At 70.0% G+C, this 17768-nt stretch carries 19 protein-coding genes; 15 read left to right on the top strand and 4 right to left on the bottom strand.

The genetic code is table 11. The annotated features are described in order from the left end of the window. Both ACRDSQ_RS27880 and ACRDSQ_RS27875 read right to left on the bottom strand, forming a co-directional pair. Positions 1-355 (bottom strand): helix-turn-helix domain-containing protein (locus ACRDSQ_RS27880; protein ID WP_431425113.1); only part of this gene is annotated, 355 nt, incomplete at its 3' end. Continuing rightward, a complete protein-coding gene (locus ACRDSQ_RS27875; RefSeq protein ID WP_431425111.1) occupies positions 352-1002 on the bottom strand; it encodes a hypothetical protein in 651 nt (216 codons plus the stop codon). The genes ACRDSQ_RS27880 and ACRDSQ_RS27875, both read right to left, overlap by 4 nt. Before the next feature lie 99 nt (positions 1003-1101). Between ACRDSQ_RS27875 and ACRDSQ_RS27870 the strand changes: the two genes are divergently transcribed. The 15 genes from ACRDSQ_RS27870 to ACRDSQ_RS27800 all read left to right on the top strand — a co-directional run bounded on the left by ACRDSQ_RS27870 (position 1102) and on the right by ACRDSQ_RS27800 (position 15799). Further along, positions 1102-2169 carry a catechol 2,3-dioxygenase gene (locus tag ACRDSQ_RS27870; protein ID WP_431425109.1) on the top strand — a complete coding sequence of 356 codons (1068 nt, stop codon included), beginning with the start codon at positions 1102-1104 and terminating at the stop codon, positions 2167-2169. Then, positions 2169-3080, top strand: coding sequence for a catechol 2,3-dioxygenase (locus ACRDSQ_RS27865; RefSeq protein ID WP_431425108.1), 912 nt, complete (start codon positions 2169-2171; stop codon positions 3078-3080). The genes ACRDSQ_RS27870 and ACRDSQ_RS27865 overlap by 1 nt, the downstream gene beginning before the upstream one ends. A 10-nt stretch (positions 3081-3090) precedes the next feature. After that, the gene (locus tag ACRDSQ_RS27860) at positions 3091-4128 is read left to right on the top strand and encodes a histidine phosphatase family protein (protein WP_431425106.1); all 1038 of its coding nucleotides are present in this window, start codon (positions 3091-3093) and stop codon (positions 4126-4128) included. 4 nt (positions 4129-4132) lie between these two features. Continuing rightward, positions 4133-5236, top strand: a complete 1104-nt coding sequence (locus ACRDSQ_RS27855; protein ID WP_431425105.1) for a PEP/pyruvate-binding domain-containing protein — start codon at positions 4133-4135, stop codon at positions 5234-5236. A gap of 66 nt (positions 5237-5302) precedes the next feature. After that, complete coding sequence (locus ACRDSQ_RS27850; protein WP_431425103.1) at positions 5303-7114, top strand: PEP-utilizing enzyme; 1812 nt, start codon at positions 5303-5305, stop codon at positions 7112-7114. 41 nt (positions 7115-7155) lie between these two features. Further along, a complete protein-coding gene (locus ACRDSQ_RS27845; protein WP_431425101.1) occupies positions 7156-8412 on the top strand; it encodes a Rieske 2Fe-2S domain-containing protein in 1257 nt (418 codons plus the stop codon). Beyond that, positions 8405-8701 carry a hypothetical protein gene (locus ACRDSQ_RS27840; protein WP_431425099.1) on the top strand — a complete coding sequence of 99 codons (297 nt, stop codon included), beginning with the start codon at positions 8405-8407 and terminating at the stop codon, positions 8699-8701. Before ACRDSQ_RS27845 ends, ACRDSQ_RS27840 begins: the two co-directional genes overlap by 8 nt. Continuing rightward, positions 8701-9366, top strand: coding sequence for an HAD-IA family hydrolase (locus ACRDSQ_RS27835; RefSeq protein WP_431425098.1), 666 nt, complete (start codon positions 8701-8703; stop codon positions 9364-9366). The genes ACRDSQ_RS27840 and ACRDSQ_RS27835 overlap by 1 nt, the downstream gene beginning before the upstream one ends. Continuing rightward, entirely contained in the window at positions 9359-10327 is a 969-nt protein-coding gene (locus tag ACRDSQ_RS27830; RefSeq protein ID WP_431425096.1) for a PDR/VanB family oxidoreductase, read from the top strand. The genes ACRDSQ_RS27835 and ACRDSQ_RS27830 overlap by 8 nt, the downstream gene beginning before the upstream one ends. After that, positions 10327-11115 carry a 2-keto-4-pentenoate hydratase gene (locus tag ACRDSQ_RS27825; protein WP_431425095.1) on the top strand — a complete coding sequence of 263 codons (789 nt, stop codon included), beginning with the start codon at positions 10327-10329 and terminating at the stop codon, positions 11113-11115. Before ACRDSQ_RS27830 ends, ACRDSQ_RS27825 begins: the two co-directional genes overlap by 1 nt. Before the next feature lie 133 nt (positions 11116-11248). Beyond that, the gene (locus ACRDSQ_RS27820) at positions 11249-12238 is read left to right on the top strand and encodes an acetaldehyde dehydrogenase (acetylating) (protein WP_431425094.1); all 990 of its coding nucleotides are present in this window, start codon (positions 11249-11251) and stop codon (positions 12236-12238) included. Positions 12239-12241: 3 nt separating this feature from the next. Next, complete coding sequence (gene dmpG, locus ACRDSQ_RS27815; RefSeq protein WP_431425092.1) at positions 12242-13372, top strand: 4-hydroxy-2-oxovalerate aldolase; 1131 nt, start codon at positions 12242-12244, stop codon at positions 13370-13372. Next, positions 13369-14163 carry a 2-keto-4-pentenoate hydratase gene (locus tag ACRDSQ_RS27810; RefSeq protein WP_431425090.1) on the top strand — a complete coding sequence of 265 codons (795 nt, stop codon included), beginning with the start codon at positions 13369-13371 and terminating at the stop codon, positions 14161-14163. The genes dmpG and ACRDSQ_RS27810 overlap by 4 nt, the downstream gene beginning before the upstream one ends. Further along, positions 14163-14363, top strand: coding sequence for a tautomerase family protein (locus ACRDSQ_RS27805; protein WP_431425089.1), 201 nt, complete (start codon positions 14163-14165; stop codon positions 14361-14363). Before ACRDSQ_RS27810 ends, ACRDSQ_RS27805 begins: the two co-directional genes overlap by 1 nt. Further along, positions 14360-15799, top strand: coding sequence for an aldehyde dehydrogenase (locus ACRDSQ_RS27800; protein ID WP_431425087.1), 1440 nt, complete (start codon positions 14360-14362; stop codon positions 15797-15799). Before ACRDSQ_RS27805 ends, ACRDSQ_RS27800 begins: the two co-directional genes overlap by 4 nt. Here the strand turns inward: ACRDSQ_RS27800 and ACRDSQ_RS27795 are convergent. Next, complete coding sequence (locus ACRDSQ_RS27795) at positions 15777-17096, bottom strand: MFS transporter (RefSeq protein WP_431425085.1); 1320 nt, start codon at positions 17094-17096, stop codon at positions 15777-15779. The genes ACRDSQ_RS27800 and ACRDSQ_RS27795 overlap by 23 nt on opposite strands. 160 nt (positions 17097-17256) lie before the next feature. Continuing rightward, positions 17257-17646 (bottom strand): M15 family metallopeptidase, encoded by a 390-nt coding sequence (locus tag ACRDSQ_RS27790; protein WP_431425115.1) that lies wholly within the window; start codon positions 17644-17646, stop codon positions 17257-17259. Positions 17647-17768: the final 122 nt, after the last annotated feature.

The raw sequence follows: 17768 nt of genomic DNA, 5'->3' as shown, positions 1-17768 counted from the left end.
GCTCGATATAGAGCACATCCGGGCCGTCGAGGATCGCCACGTGCAGGGTGCCCGGGGTGAGGGTGCGCAGGTGGTCGAGCGGGATCGTGGCCGCCTCGTGCAGCCGCTGCGCGGTCTCGGCACTCGCGCCCAGCGAACGCATGGCGGAGGTGAGCCGGAACAGCCCGGTTTCCTCCACCTTCTCCAGCAGCCCCTCCTCGACCAGGGTCCACACGATCCGGTGGGCGGTGCTCTTGCCGACGCCGACGCGCCGGGCGAGGTGGCTCACCCCGAGTTGGGTGCTGTGCTTGCCGAACTCCCGCAGGATGCGGGCGGCCGCGGCCACACTGGTCAGTCGCTGCGCGCCGACGGTCATCGCCCGGTCACCTCGCGCAGCACCGCTTCGAGGCAGGAGTCCGCCGTGGAGCCCGGCGCGGGCGAGACCCGACCCGCGGTGAGATCGGCCGCGAGGAGTGCGGCCGCCCGGTCGAGCCCGACGCGCACGCACGTGCCCAACTCATCGACCAGGCCGACCTGTCGGGGCAGGGCCGCCCGCAGCCGGTCGATCTCCCTGGTGGTCTTCGTGTGCAGGTTGGCCAGGGCCACCCCGGAGTGCTGGGCGTGGTGCGCGGTCAAGCCGCCGCCGACGGCCACGGTGAGGTGGTAGACGGTGTCGCCGACCCCGAGTACCCGGCGGACGCCGTCCGGCGCGTCGTCGGCGAGGATGCCCAGCTCAGGCAGCACCGACGGGTCGTAGAAGCGCAGGGTCCACCGAGTCCCCCCGTACTCGTCGACCACCACCACCTCGGGCCCGCGGGGAGCGGGCAGGGAGTCGGTGGTGGCGACCAGGTGCAGGCGGCGGGCGGCCGCGGCGATCACGGTGACGTCGGCCGCGGCGACCAGCGGCAGCGCCGCCCGCACGGCGGGCGGCAGGTGCCGCACGTGGTCGAGGTAGGTCGTATGCACGGCCCGCACGTACTCCCGGACCGTCTCCCGCATCGCCTCAGGCGCCTGTTCCCGCACCTCCCAAGCGTGACCCGTTCGAACGCCGTCGGCACGTTGTGTTCCGCATAGCGGAACGGGGGGCCCGCCGCGCGACCTTTCCGGCCTAGGTTTTCCCACATGGCTGATGTGAACGGCATCACAAGCTCGGCGGACCTGGCCGAGGGCACCCCACCAGGCGCTCGACGGATGAAGGCGCCCTGGGCGCCCCCCGAGGGAGCGCCCCGGATCGATCCTTCCGACACGCGCCAGACCGGTCGGGGCACCGTCGCCGGCCCGCCGCGGGGCATCCTGCGGCTCGGCCACGTCGACGTGACCGTGACCGACCTCGACCTCGCCACCGCGTACTACACCGGGGTCCTCGGCATGGAGATCACCGCGCTGAGCGAGGACTCGGTCTACCTCAAATGCTGGGACGAGGAGGACCACCACTCGCTGCGGCTGCGCTACGCCCCGCGGATGGGCATGGACCTCATGTCCTTCAAGGTCCACCACGAGGACGACCTGGCCGACCTGGAGAACAAGGTCACCCGCTACGGCTTCCCTGTCGAACGGATCAGCAAGGGCGAGTCGCTGGGGCAGGGCGAGTCGATCCGCTTCGCCACCCCGAGCGGGCACGTCATGGAACTCGTCGCCGACGTCGAGAAGGTCGGCACGACCCGGTTGCGCCGCGACCCGCTCGACCCCCAGCCGCGCGACCGGATCCGCCCGCCGCGGATGGACCACATGCTCATCACCACCGAGGAAGTGGGCGACTCCACCCAGTTCTACATGGACGTGCTCGGATTCCGGATCACCGAGCAGCTGCTCGACGGCAACGGCCACCAGCTCGGGACGTGGCTGGAGCGCTCGCACTCGCCGCACGACCTCGCCGTGGTCCACGGGGCCAACGGCGGCCTGCACCACTTCGCCTTCTGGCTCGACGACTGGGACGACGTCCGCGACGCCGCGGATGTGCTGGCCTACAACGGGATCCAGCTCGACGTCGGTCCAACCCGGCACGGCATCACCCGCGGGTCCACCATCTACTTCTTCGACCCGCTCGGAACCCGCAACGAGGTCTTCACCGGGGGATACCGCCCGGACCCGGACTTCCCGACCCTGACCTGGACCGAGGACAACATCGGACGGGCCGTCTTCTACTACGAGGGCGAGCTCAACGACCGATTCATGAGGGTGCACACCTGATGACCATTCTGCGACTGTCCCATGTGGAGATCCGGGTGCCGGACCTCGAACTCGCGACCGCGTACTACTCCGAAGTCGTCGGCATGATCGAGACCGGCCGAGACGAGTCCCGCGTCTTCATGAAGTGCTGGGACGAACACCAGCACCACAGCGTGGTGCTCACCCTGGAGCCCACCCACGGCCTCAACCACTTCGGCTTCAAGGTGACCGACGCCGAGGACCTCGACCACTACCAGGACCGGCTCGAAGCCGCCGGAGTCGCCGTCCGCCGCTACGGCGCCGACGAGTGGGCCCCCGGGCACGGCGCCTCGATCCGGTTCACCCTGCCCAGCGGGCACGAGATGGAACTCGTCCACGGGATGCGGCAGGTCGGGAACCTGCTGCCCCAGACGAACCCGCCGCCGCGCCCGATGGGGTTGGTCGGCATCGCGCCGCCGCGCGTCGACCACGTGTTCCTCACCGCCGAGGAGGTCGACACGAACACCCGCTTCCTCACCGAGCACCTCGATTTCCGGCTCACCGAACAGGTTCTCGGCGACGACGGGTTCCAGATCGCGGGCTGGCTGGAGGTCTCGCACCGCTCCCACGACATCGCGTTCATCACCGGACCCAACGGCGGCCTGCACCACTTCGCGTTCTGGGTGGACAGCTGGAACGACCTGCGCCACGCCGCCGACGCCTGCGTCTACCACGGGGTCAGCGTCGAGACGAACCCGACGCGGCACGGGGCGACGCGCGGGCAGTGCCTCTACTTCTTCGACCCGCTGGGCAACCGCAACGAGATGTTCACCGGCGGCTACTGGGTCGACCCGGGCACCGAACCGATCACTTGGACCGAGGCGGAGATGGGGCGAGCGATGTTCTATTACGACGGCGTCGTGAACCAGCAATTCCTCACGGTCCACAGCTGAGGGGGCGGCGATGACCATCCAAGACCGCCCCGGCTCGCTGCCTCGTACGGAGCGGCCTGATGCCCCGGCCTATCTGACCCGGCACCAGTCCAGGAGGTCGGCACCCGAACAGCCGGACCAGCCCGATGATGGCAGTCCGCTGTACCTGCGCCGGTTCCGCGAGAAGGACCACCGCGCCGAACCGGTCGAGTACGACGGCAATGTCATCGGCGCGTCGCGAGCCTGGGCCGAGGTGACGCGCACCAAGGAGATCGTCCCCGAGCGGCGCGAGCAGCACGCCGCCATCGACTGCGACATCTACCTGGTGCGCCACGGCGAGACCCAGGGTTACTCCTCCGAGTCGGGCCTGACCCCGCTCGGGTCGTGGCAGGCCCACCGCCGGGGCCAGGAACTGGCCCGGCGGGTCACCGACGGGATGGCGGTCGAGTTGCTGTGCGCTCCGACGAACAGGGCCCGGCAGACCGGTGAGCACCTGCGCCGGGGCCTGCTCGACAACGTCGGGATGTTCGGCCGCGAAGCCGTGATCGGCGAGTTGCGCGACGACCGCAACTTCCGCAACTTCGAGGTCGCCACCCCGGCGGGTCCCCGCGATGTGACCAGCGCGTTCCGCACCTACCACCGGGAGATGGAGAAGTACGAGCGCGTCGGCCTCGGTGAACGGCCCGGGTGGCTCGTCGACGTCGACCGCTTCTGGGGGATCCAGCAGGGTGGCGGGGACCCGATCACGCACTGGCTGACCATGCCGATGCTGCACTTCGAGCCGCCGGTGTCGTGTGTGCGGCGGTTCTGGCGGGGCATCCTCACCGCCCGGGCGAACACCGAGGCGCGCACGATCGTCGTGGCCACCCACTCCGGGCCGATCCGCGCGTTCGCCACCGCCGCCATGGGGTACGACCCGGGGGAGCCGTTCAACACCGAGTTCGTCCGCGTCCGCCTCGTCGCCGGCGGGACCACCGCGCTGGTGCTCTACCGCAACCGCGTCCAGGAGGTCGTTATCCCCGACCTCGACGCGCTACCGCCCAACTCCGACCCCCGCTTCCAGGAGTGACGCCATGGCCGACCGACTCACCGCCGTCCCCTTCGACGACCTCTGTCCCGAGCAGCACGCGCTCGTCGGCGGGAAGTGCGCGTCCCTGGGCACGATGAGCCAGGCGGGGCTGCCCGTCCCGCCGGGGTTCGCCGTCACCACGCAGGTGTTCGCCGACGCCCGGACGGCGTCGGGGCTCATGCCCCGCATCAAGGAACTGATCGACGGTGTCGACATCAGCGACCAGGCGGCGCTGTCCCGCGTCGCTGTCCAGGCGCGCGAACTGGTGCTGAGCTGGTGTCTGCCCGAGGTCCACGAGCGGTGCGTCAGGGCGATGTACGCCGAGTTGTGCGAGCGATGCGGTGTGGCGGACGTCCCGGTCGCGGTGCGGTCGTCGGCCACGGCCGAGGACTCCCCGGACGCGTCCTTCGCGGGCGAGCACGACACCTACCTGTGGGTGTGCGGGATCGAGGCGGTGCTGGAGAAGATCCGCGCCTGCTGGGCGAGCCTCTACACCGACCGTGCCATCGCCTACCGCGAGCAGATGCACTACGACCACGAACAGGTCGACATGGCGGTGGCGGTGCAGAAGATGGTGCGGCCGCGGGCGGCGGGCGTCGCGTTCACCCTCGACCCGTCCAACGGGGACCGCTCAGGCATCTGCATCGACTCGGCCTGGGGGTTCGGCGAGGGCGTCGTCTCCGGCGACGTCACCCCGGACAACTTCCTCGTCGACAAGGTGCTGTGGGGCATCAAACGGCGCACGATCAGCCCGAAGACCCACGCCCACCTCCTCGTCGAGGTCGGCGGCGGCGACTGCCCCCGCATCGACCGGGTGCCGCTCGCCGAGGACCGGGTGAGCGTGCCCTCCCTGACCGACGAGGAGATCGTGGCGGTCGCCCGGCTCGCCCGCACCGCCGAGAAGCACTACGGGTGCGCGCAGGACATCGAGTGGGCCGTCGACGACGACCTGCCCAGCGGCGAGGCCGTCGTGCTGCTGCAGGCGCGGCCGGAGACCGTGTGGAGCAAGCGCCGCTACGCCGTGGCCGCCAAGACCGATCTCGTCTCCTCGATCGTCGACACCCTCGTCAACCCCTTCCACGCCAGGAAAGGGCCGCAGCACACCTGACTCCGGGTCAGGTCCACTCAGGACTATCCCCGTATTGATGTTCCACAGACCCGGAGGAGGGTCATCATGGCCGATCGTTTCCCCAGCCCGTTCGAGATCGCGACACCGTCAGGTGCTGAAGGCTGGCAGCAGCTCTACACCTACTCGTCGCTGTTCTGCGACGAGCGCCGCGAGTACGAGGACGGCGGTTTCTGGTTCCACGACGGGGTCCACTGGCCCGAGGCGCTGACCCCCTGGGACACCACGTTCCTGGAGTTCGCCATCGCGTCGCTGTCGCAGTACAACACGCGCCACTACATGATCCCGCCCGCCTACGGCGTCGACTACCGCATCCTCAACGGCTACGTGTACCTCAGCCCCGTCCCGGCGCCCGAGGAGGAGATCGAGAGCCGGGTGCCGCTGTTCATGGAGCGTGCCGGCTTCTACTTCGCCAACTGGGACCGGCTCTACGACGACTGGCTGGTCAAGATCCGCGACCTGGTGAAGCAGATGAACGAGCTGCGCATCGAGCCGCTGCCCGCCATGGAGGACATCGAGGTCATCACCTCCGGCGCCGGGCAGGGCTCGGGCAACCAGCTCCTCGCGACCTATCACCGACTGCTGGACCTGGCGCTGACGCTGTGGCAGTACCACTTCGAGTTCCTCAACCTCGGCTACGCCGCCTACCTGGACTTCTTCGGGTTCTGCAAGGCCGCGTTCCCGTCCATCCCGGACCTCGCGATCGCGAAGATGGTCGCCGGGGTCGACGTCGACCTGTTCCGCCCGGACGACGAGCTAAAGAACCTCGCCCGGCTCGCGGTCAGCTCCGGCATCGATGACCGCTTCACCGGCGCCGATGTCGCGGCGCTGTGGGAGAAGCTCGGCGCCGACGACGCGGGGCGGGCGTGGATCGTGCAATGGGAGAAGGCGGCCGAGCCGTGGTTCAACTTCTCCACCGGCTCCGGCTTCTACCACTCCGACAAGATCTGGATCGAGAACATCGAGGTGCCGATCGGGTACATCACCGACTACATCGCCAAGGTCAAGGAGGGCGTCGACCTGAACCGGCCGGTCGCGGCGCTGCACGCCGATCGCGACCGGGTCGTCGCGGAGTACCGCGAGCTGTTCGACACCGACGACGACCGCGCCGCGTTCGACGCCAAGCTCGGCCTCTCGCGCACCGTCTTCCCGTATGTGGAGAACCACAACTTCTACGTCGAGCACTGGGCGCATTCGGTGCTGTGGCGCAAGATGCGCGAACTCGGCGGCGTGCTCGTGACCGCCGGGTTCATCCCCGAGGCCGACGACGTGTTCATGTTCAAGCGTTCCGAGTTGTCCGAGGTGCTGTGGGACATGTACGCGGGGTGGGCGGTCGGCGCGCCCTCGCGCGGCCCCGGCTACTGGCCCGCGGAGATCCAGCGCCGCCACGGAATCCACAAGGCGCTCAAGGGGTGGTCGCCCCCGCCGGCCCTCGGTGTGCCGCCGGAAGTCGTGACCGAACCCTTCACCGTCATGCTCTGGGGCATCACCTCCGACTCCGTCTCCGCGTGGCTCAACGCGGGCGAGGGCTCCGAGGACGGGACCCTGAGCGGGTTCGCCGCGTCGCCGGGGCTCGTCGAGGGCCTGGCCCGGGTGATCTCGTCCGCCGACCAGGTCGGTGAGATCCAGGACGGCGAGATTCTCGTCGCCCCGCTCACTGCGCCGTCGTGGGCCCCGGTGTTCGGCAAGATCAAGGCCACCGTCACCGATGTCGGCGGGATGATGAGCCACGCGGCCATCGTCTGCCGCGAGTACGGCCTGCCCGCCGTCACCGGCACCGCCTTCGGCACCAAGACCATCAAGACCGGGCAGCGGATCCGCGTCGACGGCAACAGCGGCACCGTCACCGTCATCGACTGACAGCCCCCGGCCCATTCCCCACGAGCAAGGAGACAACTGGCATGCTCACAGTCGAGCAGAACGAGGAGCTGACCAGCGTCGGTCCCGGCACCCGGATGGGTGAGCTGCTGCGGCGCTACTGGTATCCCATCGCGTTCGAGCAGGACTTCGACGCCAAGCCCAGCAAGACAGTGCGGCTGCTGGGGGAGAACTGGACGCTCTACAAGACACCGTCCGGCCGTTACGGGATCATCGGCGAGGCATGCCCGCACCGCCGCGCGTCGCTCACCTACGGAGTCGTGTCCGAGGACGGCATCCGGTGCGGCTACCACGGCTGGAAGTACGACTTCACCGGGCAGTGCGTCGAGCAGCCCGCCGAGAACGACAACACGACGTTCCGCGACAAGATCAAGGCGAAGGCCGGTTCGGCGCAGACGATGGGCGGCATGGTCTGGGTCTACGTCGGACCGGGGCCCGCGCCGGAACTGCCCCGGTTCGACGTCTACGTCATGGACGGCGTCCGCGAGGTCGGCACGGCGACGCTGCCGTGCAACTGGTTCCAGATCATGGAGAACTCGGTCGACCCGCACCACGTCGAATGGCTGCACGGCTACTACTTCGAGTTCCTCGGCCAGACCCAGGGTTTCGAGGCGCCCAAGTCGTTCCAGAAGAAGCACATCAAGGTCGCGTTCGACGAGTTCGAGTACGGCATCATCAAGCGCCGCGTCCTCGAAGGGCACGGCGAGGACAGCGACGACTGGGCCATCGGCCACCCGCTGATGTTCCCCTACGGCATGCGCGTCGGCGGCCAGTGGATCGACCAGATGCAGATCCGGGTGCCGATCGACGACACCACGACGTGGAAGCTGTTCTACACGCTGCACCACCCCGAGGGCGGGCAGTGGGACAAGCAGGACCGCCCCGTCGTCTACGAGTTCCCCTTCCGCGACGAGAACGGCGAGTTCATCACCGACTTCGTCGAGGGCCAGGACGTCATGGCCTGGGTGTCCCAGGGCGCGATCACCGACCGGACCCAGGAGCACCTGGGACGCTCCGACCAGGGCGTCGCGATGCTGCGCAAGATGTTCAAGGAGGCGATGGCCTCCGTCGAGGACGGCGAGGACCCGCCGGGCGTGGTCCGGGAGAAGCACGAAATCATCCATCTGCCGTGCGAGAAGGACAAGTTCGGCGCGGGCACGGAGTTCACCGACGCGTGGATCAACGGCGGGTCCATGCGTTACAGCCCGATCCGCGAACAGCTGCTCGCACTGCACCGGGACGCGGCGGTGGCACGGGAGAAGGTCGGTTCCGGTGCCTGACCGAACCCGGATCGCGGAGCGGGCCGCCCACCACGGGCCGATGCCGCCGCTGCCGCCCGACCCGCACCGCCTGCCGCCGCTGGGCGACTGGTTCGCCTCCGACGCCGCCCGGCACCTGCTGGACCGTCCGCGGTTCTGCCCGATGTGCTCGGCCTCGCTCGACGGGGGGCTGGTCTCGGAATGGTGGAGCGGCTCGGACCGCGTCTTCCTGACGTGGTGCCGGGCCTGCCGGTGGACGGGCAACGTCGTGCGGTTCGCTCGCGCGGTCATCGAGGAGCCTGAGCACTGATGGGCGCGCCCGCTCTCGTCCTCGACTTCGGCGGCCCGGTCCTGCTCACGCCGTTCGAGCTGGTCGCCGGGCAGCCCGGCACGCCCGCCCACGACCTGCTCCACGAGCGCGGCCCCCTCGCCACCCCGGCCCACCCGGACCCGTCGTGGCGGGACCTGCAGGACGGCCGGATCAGCGAGCGCGCGTACTGGGCGGACCGGTCGCGGGAGTGGCACGCGGCGGGCGGACACGGGCCCGACATCCGGGCCATGATCGCCCACCTGTACGAGCCGCCGCGGCCGGAGCTGATCCGGCCGCGGGCCCGGCGGCTGGTGCGCGACGCCCGCGCCGCCGGGCACCCGACCGCGATCCTCACCAACGACCTGGGCGCGTTCCACAGCCAGGAATGGGTGGACCGGATCGAGATCGTCGGCGACGTCGACGTGGTCGTCGACGGGTCGATCGAGGGACACCTCAAACCCCATCCGCGGCTCTACGAGCTGCTGTCCGAACGGCTGCGCGTCGACTTCGCCGACATGGTCTTCCTCGACGACCAGCTCACCAACATCCGCGGCGCGCAGGCGCTGGGCATCCCGTCGGTGTGGTTCGACGTCGCCGCCCCGGACGACGCGTTCGGGCAGGTCCGAGACCTGCTCGGACTCGCGGGAGATGAGTCCGATGGTTGAACAGCGCGAGCTGCGGGTCTCGCAGATGACATGGGAGGCCGACGGCGTCGTGTCGCTGTGCCTGACCCGCATCGAGAGCGACGACCCGCTGCCCCCGTGGGAACCCGGCGCCCACATCGACATCTACGTGCCCGACGGCACCACCCGGCAGTACTCGCTGTGCGGCGACCCGGACGACCGCTCCTGCTGGAAGATCGCCGTGCTCCTGGAACCCAAGGGGCGGGGAGGCTCGGCGTTCGTCCACGACCAGCTGCGCGTCGGTGACCGGCTCCTGGTGACCCGGCCGAAGAACCACTTCGTGCTGGAGGACGCCCCGCACCACGCGCTGATCGCCGGCGGCATCGGGATCACCCCGATGATGGCGATGGCCGAGCGGCTGGCCCGCGACGGCCGCCCCTTCCACCTCACCTACGGCGGCCGGGCCGCCGCGTCCATGGCGTTCCGCCGCAGGCTCGCCGCCCTCGGCGACCGGGTGAGCTTCCTCGCCGAGGACACCGACGGCCGCCCCGACCTCGAGGCCATCCTCCGCGAACTGCCCGACGGCGGCCTGGTCTACGTGTGCGGCCCGGTCGGCCTGCTCCGCGCGGTCGAGAAGGCCGCGGAGGCGGTCCACGGGCTCGACCAGGACGTCATCCGCTTCGAACTGTTCAGCCGCACCGGTGTCGAGCCGCGCGAACCCGTCACCGTCGACTCGGACACCTACGAACTGGTGCTGGCCAAGTCCGGCCACACCCTGCGACTCACCCCGGAGTCGAACATCCTCGAGGTCGCGCTCGCGCTCGGCGTCGAGGTCGAGAACGACTGCCGCGACGGAATCTGCGGGTCCTGCACGACCCAGATCGTCTCCGGCACCGTCGACCACCGCGACCTGGTGCTGACCAAGAAAGAGCAGGCCGCCATGGACACGATGATGATCTGCGTCTCCCGCCCGACCTGCCCCCGGCTGGAGTTGAACCTGTGATGGACGCCCTCACCCGCGCCGAGGCGGCCAGGAAGCTGCTCGACGCCTACGAGTCGGGCAAGCCGATCGCGCCGCTCACCACGACCTACGACGATCTGTCCCTTGAGGACGCCTACGCGATCCAGCTGCTGCAGATCCACGAGCTCACCGCGGCGGGGCGGGTGGTGAAAGGGCACAAGGTCGGCTTGACCAGCGCGGCCATGCAGCGCCTGCTCGGCGTCGACGAGCCCGACTACGGGCACCTGCTCGACGACTTCTTCCACCTGGAGCACACGCCGATCCCGCTGAACCGGTTCGTGCAGCCCAGCATCGAGCCGGAGGTGGCGTTCGTCCTCAAACGCCCGCTGCGCGGCCCGGGGGTCACCGTCCACGAGGCGATCGCGGCGGTGGACTTCGTCCTGCCCGCGCTGGAGATCGTGGACAGCCGGATCGAGGACTGGCGCATCGGGCTGTTCGACACGATCGCCGACAACGCCAGTTCCGGCGCGGTCGTCCTCGGCTCCTCACCGACCCCGCTGGACGCGGTGGACCTGCGGCTCGCCGGCGCCGTGATGACCCGCAACGGGGCCGTCGTCGGCACCGGCGCGGGCGGGGCCGTACTCGGCTCGCCCATCACCTCGCTGGTGTGGCTGGCCAACACCGTCGGCGCCAGGGGAGTGACCCTCGAAGCCGGGCACGTGATCCTGCCGGGCTCGGTGTGCGCCATGGTCCCCGTCGCCGCCGGCGACACCTTCGCCGCCACCTTCGCCGGACTGGGCACCGTCACCGCCCGATTCGCCCGCCCATGACAGGAGACGACATGACACCCCTTGACGCGACTCCGGGCCGTCGAGAAGCACCGAGTGGCTGTCAGCCGCACCCAAGGGGAACGGGACGCAAGCCGGCCACTGACCCGAACAAACCGGAAGGTACCGATCAAACGTGACTACCAAGGTTGATTCCGGGGTGGCGGGACGAGCCACCGCGGCCATTGTCGGGTCGGGCAACATCGGTTCGGACCTGATGTTCAAACTGATGCGCCGCAGCGAGATCATCGAACCGAGGTTCATGGTCGGCGTCGACCCGACCTCCGACGGCCTGCGCCGCGCCGCGCGGCTGGGCCTGGAAGCCAGCCACGAGGGCGTGGACTGGCTGCTGCACCGCGACGACCTGCCCGACATCGTCTTCGAGTGCACCTCGGCCAAGGCGCACGAGGCGAACGCGCCGCGCTACGCCGAGGCGGGCATCCTGGCCGTCGACCTGACCCCCGCCGCCGTCGGCCCCTACCTCTGTCCGCCGGTGAACCTGTCGTTCAACCTCGACGCGATGAACGTCAACATGATCACCTGCGGCGGCCAGGCCACCGTACCGATGGTGCACGCGGTCTCCTCCGTCGTGCCCGTGCCCTACGCCGAGATCGTCGCCTCCGTGTCCAGTCGCTCCGCCGGGCCCGGGACGCGGGCCAACATCGACGAGTTCACCGACACCACGGCGGCGGCGGTCGAAGCCGTCGGCGGCGCCGAACGCGGCAAGGCGATCATCATCCTGAACCCCGTCGAGCCGCCCCTGATGATGCGCAACTCGGTGTTCTGCGCCATCCCGCCCGAGGCGGGCGAGTCTGGCGACATCCAGGACAAGATCCTCGAATCGATCCACGCGATGGTCGGCACCGTCCAGGAGTACGTGCCCGGCTACCACCTGCGCGCCGACCCCCAGTTCGAGCCCGCGCGGGAGACCTGGCGCGGGCAGGCCCGGGTGTTCATCCCCATCGAGGTGCGCGGCCGCGGCGACTACCTGCCCGACTACGCGGGCAACCTCGACATCATCACCGCCGCCGCGGCCAGGGTCGGGGACCTGCTGGTGGCCCACCGGCTCGGCGTCGAGTCGACCTGGAAACCGGCGGCCGAACTCGCCGAGAAGGCAGGAGTCTGACCCATGGGTGACATGACCATCCGACCCGAGGACGTCCCCGTGGTGACCCGCGAGGTGACCGAGTCCGACGTTCTCGCGAACACGCCCGCCGCGGGTGGCGAGACGGACCTGCGGATCACCGACTCGACCCTGCGCGACGGGTCGCACGCCATGAGCCACCAGTTCACCGAGGCTCAGGTGCGCGGGGTCGTGTCCGCCCTGGACCAGGCGGGCGTGCAGGTGATCGAGGTCAGCCACGGCGACGGGCTGGGTGGGTCGAGCTTCAACTACGGCTTCAGCCTCGTCGACGAGTTCGACCTCATCGCCGCCGCCGTCGACGAGGCGACCCGCGCCAAGATCGCAATCCTGATGCTCCCGGGACTGGCGACAGTGCGAGACCTCAAGCGCGCGCGGGCGGTCGGCGCCTCGGTGGCCCGGATCGCCACCCACTGCACCGAGGCGGACGTGTCCATCCAGCACTTCGGTGAGGCCCGCGCGCTCGGGATGGAGACGGTCGGGTTCCTCATGCTCGCCCACCGCGCGAGCCCGGAAGTGCTGGCACAACAGGCAAGGATCATGGTCGACGCGGGCGCGCAGTGCGTTTACGTGGTCGACTCGGCCGGGGCGCTGGTGCTCTCCGACGCGCAGGCCCGCGTCCAGGCCGTGGTGGACGAGATCGGCCGCGACGGCGCGCAGGTGGGTTTCCACGGCCACCAGAACCTCAGCATGGGCATCGCGAACTCGGTGCTCGCCTACCAGTCCGGGGCCCGCCAGATCGATGGCGCCCTGTGCGCGCTCGGGGCGGGGGCGGGCAACTCGCCGACCGAGGTGCTCGCAGCCACCTTCGAGCGGATGGGCATCCGCACCGGCGTCGACCTCGGCGAGGTGCTCTCGGCCGCGGAGGAGGTCGTGCGCCCGTTCATCCCGCGGTTGCCGTGGATGGACCGCGCGTCGATCACCCAGGGGTACGCGGGCGTCTACTCGTCGTTCCTGCTGCACGCCGAGCGAGCCGCGGAACGGTATGGCGTTCCCGCGCACGCGATCCTGCAGAAGGTGGGGGAGTACGGGTACGTCGGCGGCCAGGAGGACATGATCATCGACGTCGCGCTGCAACTCGCCCAGGAACGCGACCTCGCCGCTGTGGGTGCGCGATGACGGCGGCGCGGTGGGATGTCGAGTCGGTGGCCGCGGAACTGCTTCGGTGCGAGGACGAGCGGACCGCCCGGTCCCCGTTCTCCGACGAGTGGCCCGAGCTCGACCTGGAGACCGGCTACGCGATCCAGGACCTGAACCTGCGGGCCCGGCTCGACCGGGGCGAGCGGCTGATCGGGGTCAAGCTGGGCCTGACCAGCCGGGCCAAGCAGCAGCGGATGGGCGTGCACTTCCCGTTCGTGGCGTGGCTGACCGACGCGATGATCCTGCCCGCCGGTGACCCGGTTCCGGGCGACCGCCTGATTCACCCCCGGGTGGAGCCGGAGATCGTGTTCGTCATGGGCGAACGGCTGCGGGGGCCTGGTGTGGGCTGCGCCCTGGCCATGTCCGCGGTCGCGTCGGTCTGGGCGGGGGCCGAGGTCATCGACAGCCGCTACCGGGATTTCCGTTTCACCGCCGGCGATGTGGCGGCCGACAACGCGTCCTCGGGTGCGTTCGTCACGGGGCCGGTCGGTGTGTCGCCCGGCCATCTCGACCTGTCCCTGGAGGCGGTGCTCGTCGAAGTCGACGGCGTCGTGGTCGACTCGGCGACCGGCGCGGCCGTGCAGGGCCACCCCGGTGAGGCGCTCGCGCTGGCCGCCAACGAACTCGCGAAGCGCGGCCACGCGATCGAGCCGGGGTGGATCGTCCTGACCGGCGGCATGACCGACGCCGTCGCGGCGCCACCCGGCGTGTCGGTGGCGATGCACTTCACCAACCTCGGCTCGATCCACCTCAACGGCGGGGAGTCCTGATGCCACTGATCGAGGTGACGCTCGTCGAGGGCCGCAGCCCGCAACAGCTGCGAGTCCTGATCAGCGAACTGACCCACGCGGCGGCGCGAGCCGTCGCCGCGCCCGTCGCGAACATTCGTGTCGTCGTGCGGGAGGTGCCCGCCACCCACTGGGCGGCGGGCGACGTGACCATCGCCGAACGCGCGGGAGACACACCATGAAGCAGTTCTTCGGCCATGTGATCGACGGTGAGGAAGTCCCGTCCGCCGACGGCGGCACCTTCGAGGTGTGGAACCCGTGGACCCAGCAGGTGTGGGCGGAGGCGGCCGAGGGGACAGCCGAGGACGCCGACCGGGCGGTGACCAGCGCCAGGCGCGCGTTCGACGAGGGCCCGTGGCCCCGGCTCGGCCGCGTCGCCCGGGCCGCGGCGATCCACCGGCTCGCCGACGTGATGGACGACCACGCCGATGAACTGGCCACACTGGACACGACGAACATGGCCAAGCCCTTCGCGCAGGCCAAGCACGACGTGGCCCGGTCGGTGGCGAACTTCCGGTTCTTCGCCGACCACCAGCGCGACCACTGTGGCGAGGTGTACCCGATGGACTCCGGGCACCACACCTACAGTGAGTACGGGCCCGCCGGGGTGGTCGCGGCCGTCAGCCCGTGGAACTTCCCGCTGATGATGGCGACGTGGAAGATCGCCCCGGCGATCGCGTGGGGCAACACGTGCGTGATCAAACCGTCGGAGGACACGCCCGCCTCGGTCACCCTGCTGGGCAGGCTCGCCGCCGAAGCGGGCTTCCCGCCCGGTGTCCTCAACGTCCTCAATGGACATGGAACGCCCGCCGGGTCGTCGCTCGTGGCCGACGACCGGGTCGACCGGGTCACGTTCACCGGGTCCTCGGCCACCGGCAAACACGTGATGGCCTCAGCGGCGAGCCATCTGGCGCCGGTCTCGCTCGAACTCGGCGGCAAGGGCGCGAACATCGTGTTCGGGGACGCCGACCTCGACAACGCGGTGCGCTGGGCGGTCGAGGCGATCTTCCGCAACTCGGGCCAGATCTGCCTGGCCGGTTCCCGGCTCTTCGTCGCGGCCCCGATCTACGACGAGTTCATGGCCCGGTTCGTCGAAGCCGCGGAGGCGCTGACCGTCGGCGACCCGTTCGACCCCGCCACGCGGTTCTCCAGCCTGGCCAGTGAGAAGCACTTCGACAAGGTGTCGGCCTACGTCGAGGGAGTGGGCGACGACGGCGGCAAGATCCTCACCGGCGGGGTGGACGAGAACGGCCGCTGGCTGGTCCGCCCCACCATCATCACCGACCTGCCGCTGACCGCCCCCGCGTACTGCGAGGAGATCTTCGGCCCGGTCTGCGTCGTGAACCGCTTCGACACCGAGGAGGAGGCCGTCCGCCTGGCCAACGACACCCGCTACGGCCTCAACGCGATGCTGTTCACCGAGAACCTCTCCCGCGCCCACCGGGTCGCGTCGCTCCTCCGCGCGGGAACGGTGTGGGTGAACTGCTTCTTCATCCGCGACCTGCGCACCCCGTTCGGCGGCGTCGGCGACTCCGGTGTCGGCCGCGAAGGCGGCGACTTCAGCCGCGAGTTCTTCACCGAACCCAAGGCTGTCGTCATGCAGATCCGACGGGAGTGACCGGCTCCGGCAGGTCGCGCATCGACCGCAGCGGCGAAAAGACGATCCAGGTCACGGCGAGCCAGGCGCCGACGACCGACACGGCGAGGGTGCCGCGCACACCGATGGCTTCGCCGAGCAGCCCACCGAGCAGGGCGCCGACCGGGATGACGCTTCGGATGATCCACCTGACGGCGGCGTTCATCCGGCCGCGCAGTTCCGGCGGGCACACCGATTGGCGGTAGGTGATCTGCAGGACGTTGTAAAGGACGACCGAGAAACTGTTGGCGAACAGGCCGATGGAGATGAGGGCGACCCCGGGGCCGGGGCCGGCCAGCGGGACGAGGACGGCCAACCCGCCGACGGTGAGTTTGCCCGCCCAGAGCAGGCGGGCGGTGCCGAAGCGCCTGGCCAGCGGCATCGCCGTGATCGCCCCTACGACTCCGCCCGCCCCGCCGACGCCGATCACGAGTCCGGTCAGAGCCGTGGACACGGCCAGTTCTCGCACCAGGTACACCACGACCATCGACGCCGTGATCGCGTCGAAGAGATTGGCAGTCGCACTGCAGGCGACGACCCGGCGCAGGACCGGGTGCCGGACGACGAACCGCACCCCGCCTGTGACCTGGTGCCGCAACGCCGGCCCGGCACCGGGGCCGTGGACGGCGGGGCGCAGGCGGTCCGGGGCGCTGATCGACATCAGGGTGACCGCGCTGATCGCGAACGAAACCGCGTCCACCACGAGCACGCTCGCCGCGGACAGGACGATCACCGCCGCACCGGCGAGGCCTGGGCCGAGGACGGCGGCGGCGGCGTTGGTCGCGGCGATCCGCCCGTTGCCCTCGGTGAGCCGCTCAGCCGGCAGCAGCTCCGGAACGTAGCTCTGCCACGCGACTTCGAACAGCACCGCGAACACACCCAGCAGGAACGCGGCGACGACCAGGTGCGCCATGGTCAGCGAGCCCGACACCGCCGCGACCGGGATCGCCAGCGCCACAGCGGTTCTGACCAAGTCGCAGACGATCATCAACCGGCGCTTCGCCACCCGGTCGACCAGGACGCCCGCCGGGAGCGGCACCAGGAACCACGCGACGGTGCCGGACGCGGCCAGCAGACCGACCTGGAACGTGGACGCGTGCAGCGCGGTGACCGCGATCAGCGGCAGGAGCAGCACCGTCGTCGCGGACCCGAGGTCGCTGAGGGTTTGACCCGACCACAGCAGTCGGAAATCCCGGTCGCGCCAGAGTGGCGGCAGTCGGTGCAGCTCAGAGTCCCGGTCGGGCGGCCGACAAGCCGATCTCGCCGTCTCCTGTGTCACTTGCTGAAATTCGATTCACCGGACCCCCAGACGCGGACTCGAATGTCGACAGCGCGAGTCTATCCGCGGGTGCGCGGCAACTTGGGCCCTCAAGGCCCTTGGACGGCGCGGACGCATCCCACCAAGGCAGGCGCGCGGCCGCTCAGCCAGGGATCTGTCGTCATCGCCGCATCCTCGGGTCGTTCGTGGGGTCGGGATACAGGGGCGGGCAACCACGGTCCTGCGCCTCGGGGCGCAGCTCGAAGTGCCATGGCTCGTTGGCGTAGATCCGGCACAGCCCATACGCGGCGCCGTGTTCGGAGAGCCACGCCCGGGCATCGAAGCCGAGATCGACCGCCACTGCGGCCACGTGGGGAGAAGTGGCGGGAGTGGCGACCCATCGTGCCGCCTCCGCCGCCGACCCGTACTTGACGACCGCGTCGCGCAGAAGCCCGCTTTGGTACCGAGGGGAGCGCCATCCGCTGTTGACGCGGAAGACCACGCCGTCGCCCGCGGCGTCCGTCGCGGCCGAACGCAGGGCGCGGAGCAGGTCGGGGTGGAGGTTCGCTATGCCGGGGTGCTCGTCGTCGAAGACTGTCGCGCCCTCAGCTTGAGTTTTAAGGTGTTTGTTGGTTGGTGGTGTCCTTTTTGGTGGTCTTTCCGACGTGGCTCACGGCTGCGCGGTGGGTGTTG

Origin of the sequence: Actinokineospora sp. (assembly GCF_050699995.1) — a bacterium.
Taxonomy (GTDB): Bacteria; Actinomycetota; Actinomycetes; order Mycobacteriales; family Pseudonocardiaceae; genus Actinokineospora.
The sequence above is the reverse complement of the archived record's forward strand: the minus strand, read 5'-3'. Positions and strand labels throughout refer to the sequence as shown.

Coding starts and splice junctions, on each gene's coding strand:
- ACRDSQ_RS27855 (WP_431425105.1), top strand. CDS start 4,133: ATGGCCGACCGACTCACCGCCGTCCCCTTCGACGACCTCTGTCCCGAG.
- ACRDSQ_RS27835 (WP_431425098.1), top strand. CDS start 8,701: ATGGGCGCGCCCGCTCTCGTCCTCGACTTCGGCGGCCCGGTCCTGCTC.
- ACRDSQ_RS27810 (WP_431425090.1), top strand. CDS start 13,369: ATGACGGCGGCGCGGTGGGATGTCGAGTCGGTGGCCGCGGAACTGCTT.
- ACRDSQ_RS27800 (WP_431425087.1), top strand. CDS start 14,360: ATGAAGCAGTTCTTCGGCCATGTGATCGACGGTGAGGAAGTCCCGTCC.
- ACRDSQ_RS27830 (WP_431425096.1), top strand. CDS start 9,359: ATGGTTGAACAGCGCGAGCTGCGGGTCTCGCAGATGACATGGGAGGCC.
- ACRDSQ_RS27865 (WP_431425108.1), top strand. CDS start 2,169: ATGACCATTCTGCGACTGTCCCATGTGGAGATCCGGGTGCCGGACCTC.
- ACRDSQ_RS27845 (WP_431425101.1), top strand. CDS start 7,156: ATGCTCACAGTCGAGCAGAACGAGGAGCTGACCAGCGTCGGTCCCGGC.
- ACRDSQ_RS27860 (WP_431425106.1), top strand. CDS start 3,091: ATGACCATCCAAGACCGCCCCGGCTCGCTGCCTCGTACGGAGCGGCCT.
- ACRDSQ_RS27805 (WP_431425089.1), top strand. CDS start 14,163: ATGCCACTGATCGAGGTGACGCTCGTCGAGGGCCGCAGCCCGCAACAG.
- ACRDSQ_RS27870 (WP_431425109.1), top strand. CDS start 1,102: ATGGCTGATGTGAACGGCATCACAAGCTCGGCGGACCTGGCCGAGGGC.
- dmpG (WP_431425092.1), top strand. CDS start 12,242: ATGGGTGACATGACCATCCGACCCGAGGACGTCCCCGTGGTGACCCGC.
- ACRDSQ_RS27850 (WP_431425103.1), top strand. CDS start 5,303: ATGGCCGATCGTTTCCCCAGCCCGTTCGAGATCGCGACACCGTCAGGT.
- ACRDSQ_RS27825 (WP_431425095.1), top strand. CDS start 10,327: ATGGACGCCCTCACCCGCGCCGAGGCGGCCAGGAAGCTGCTCGACGCC.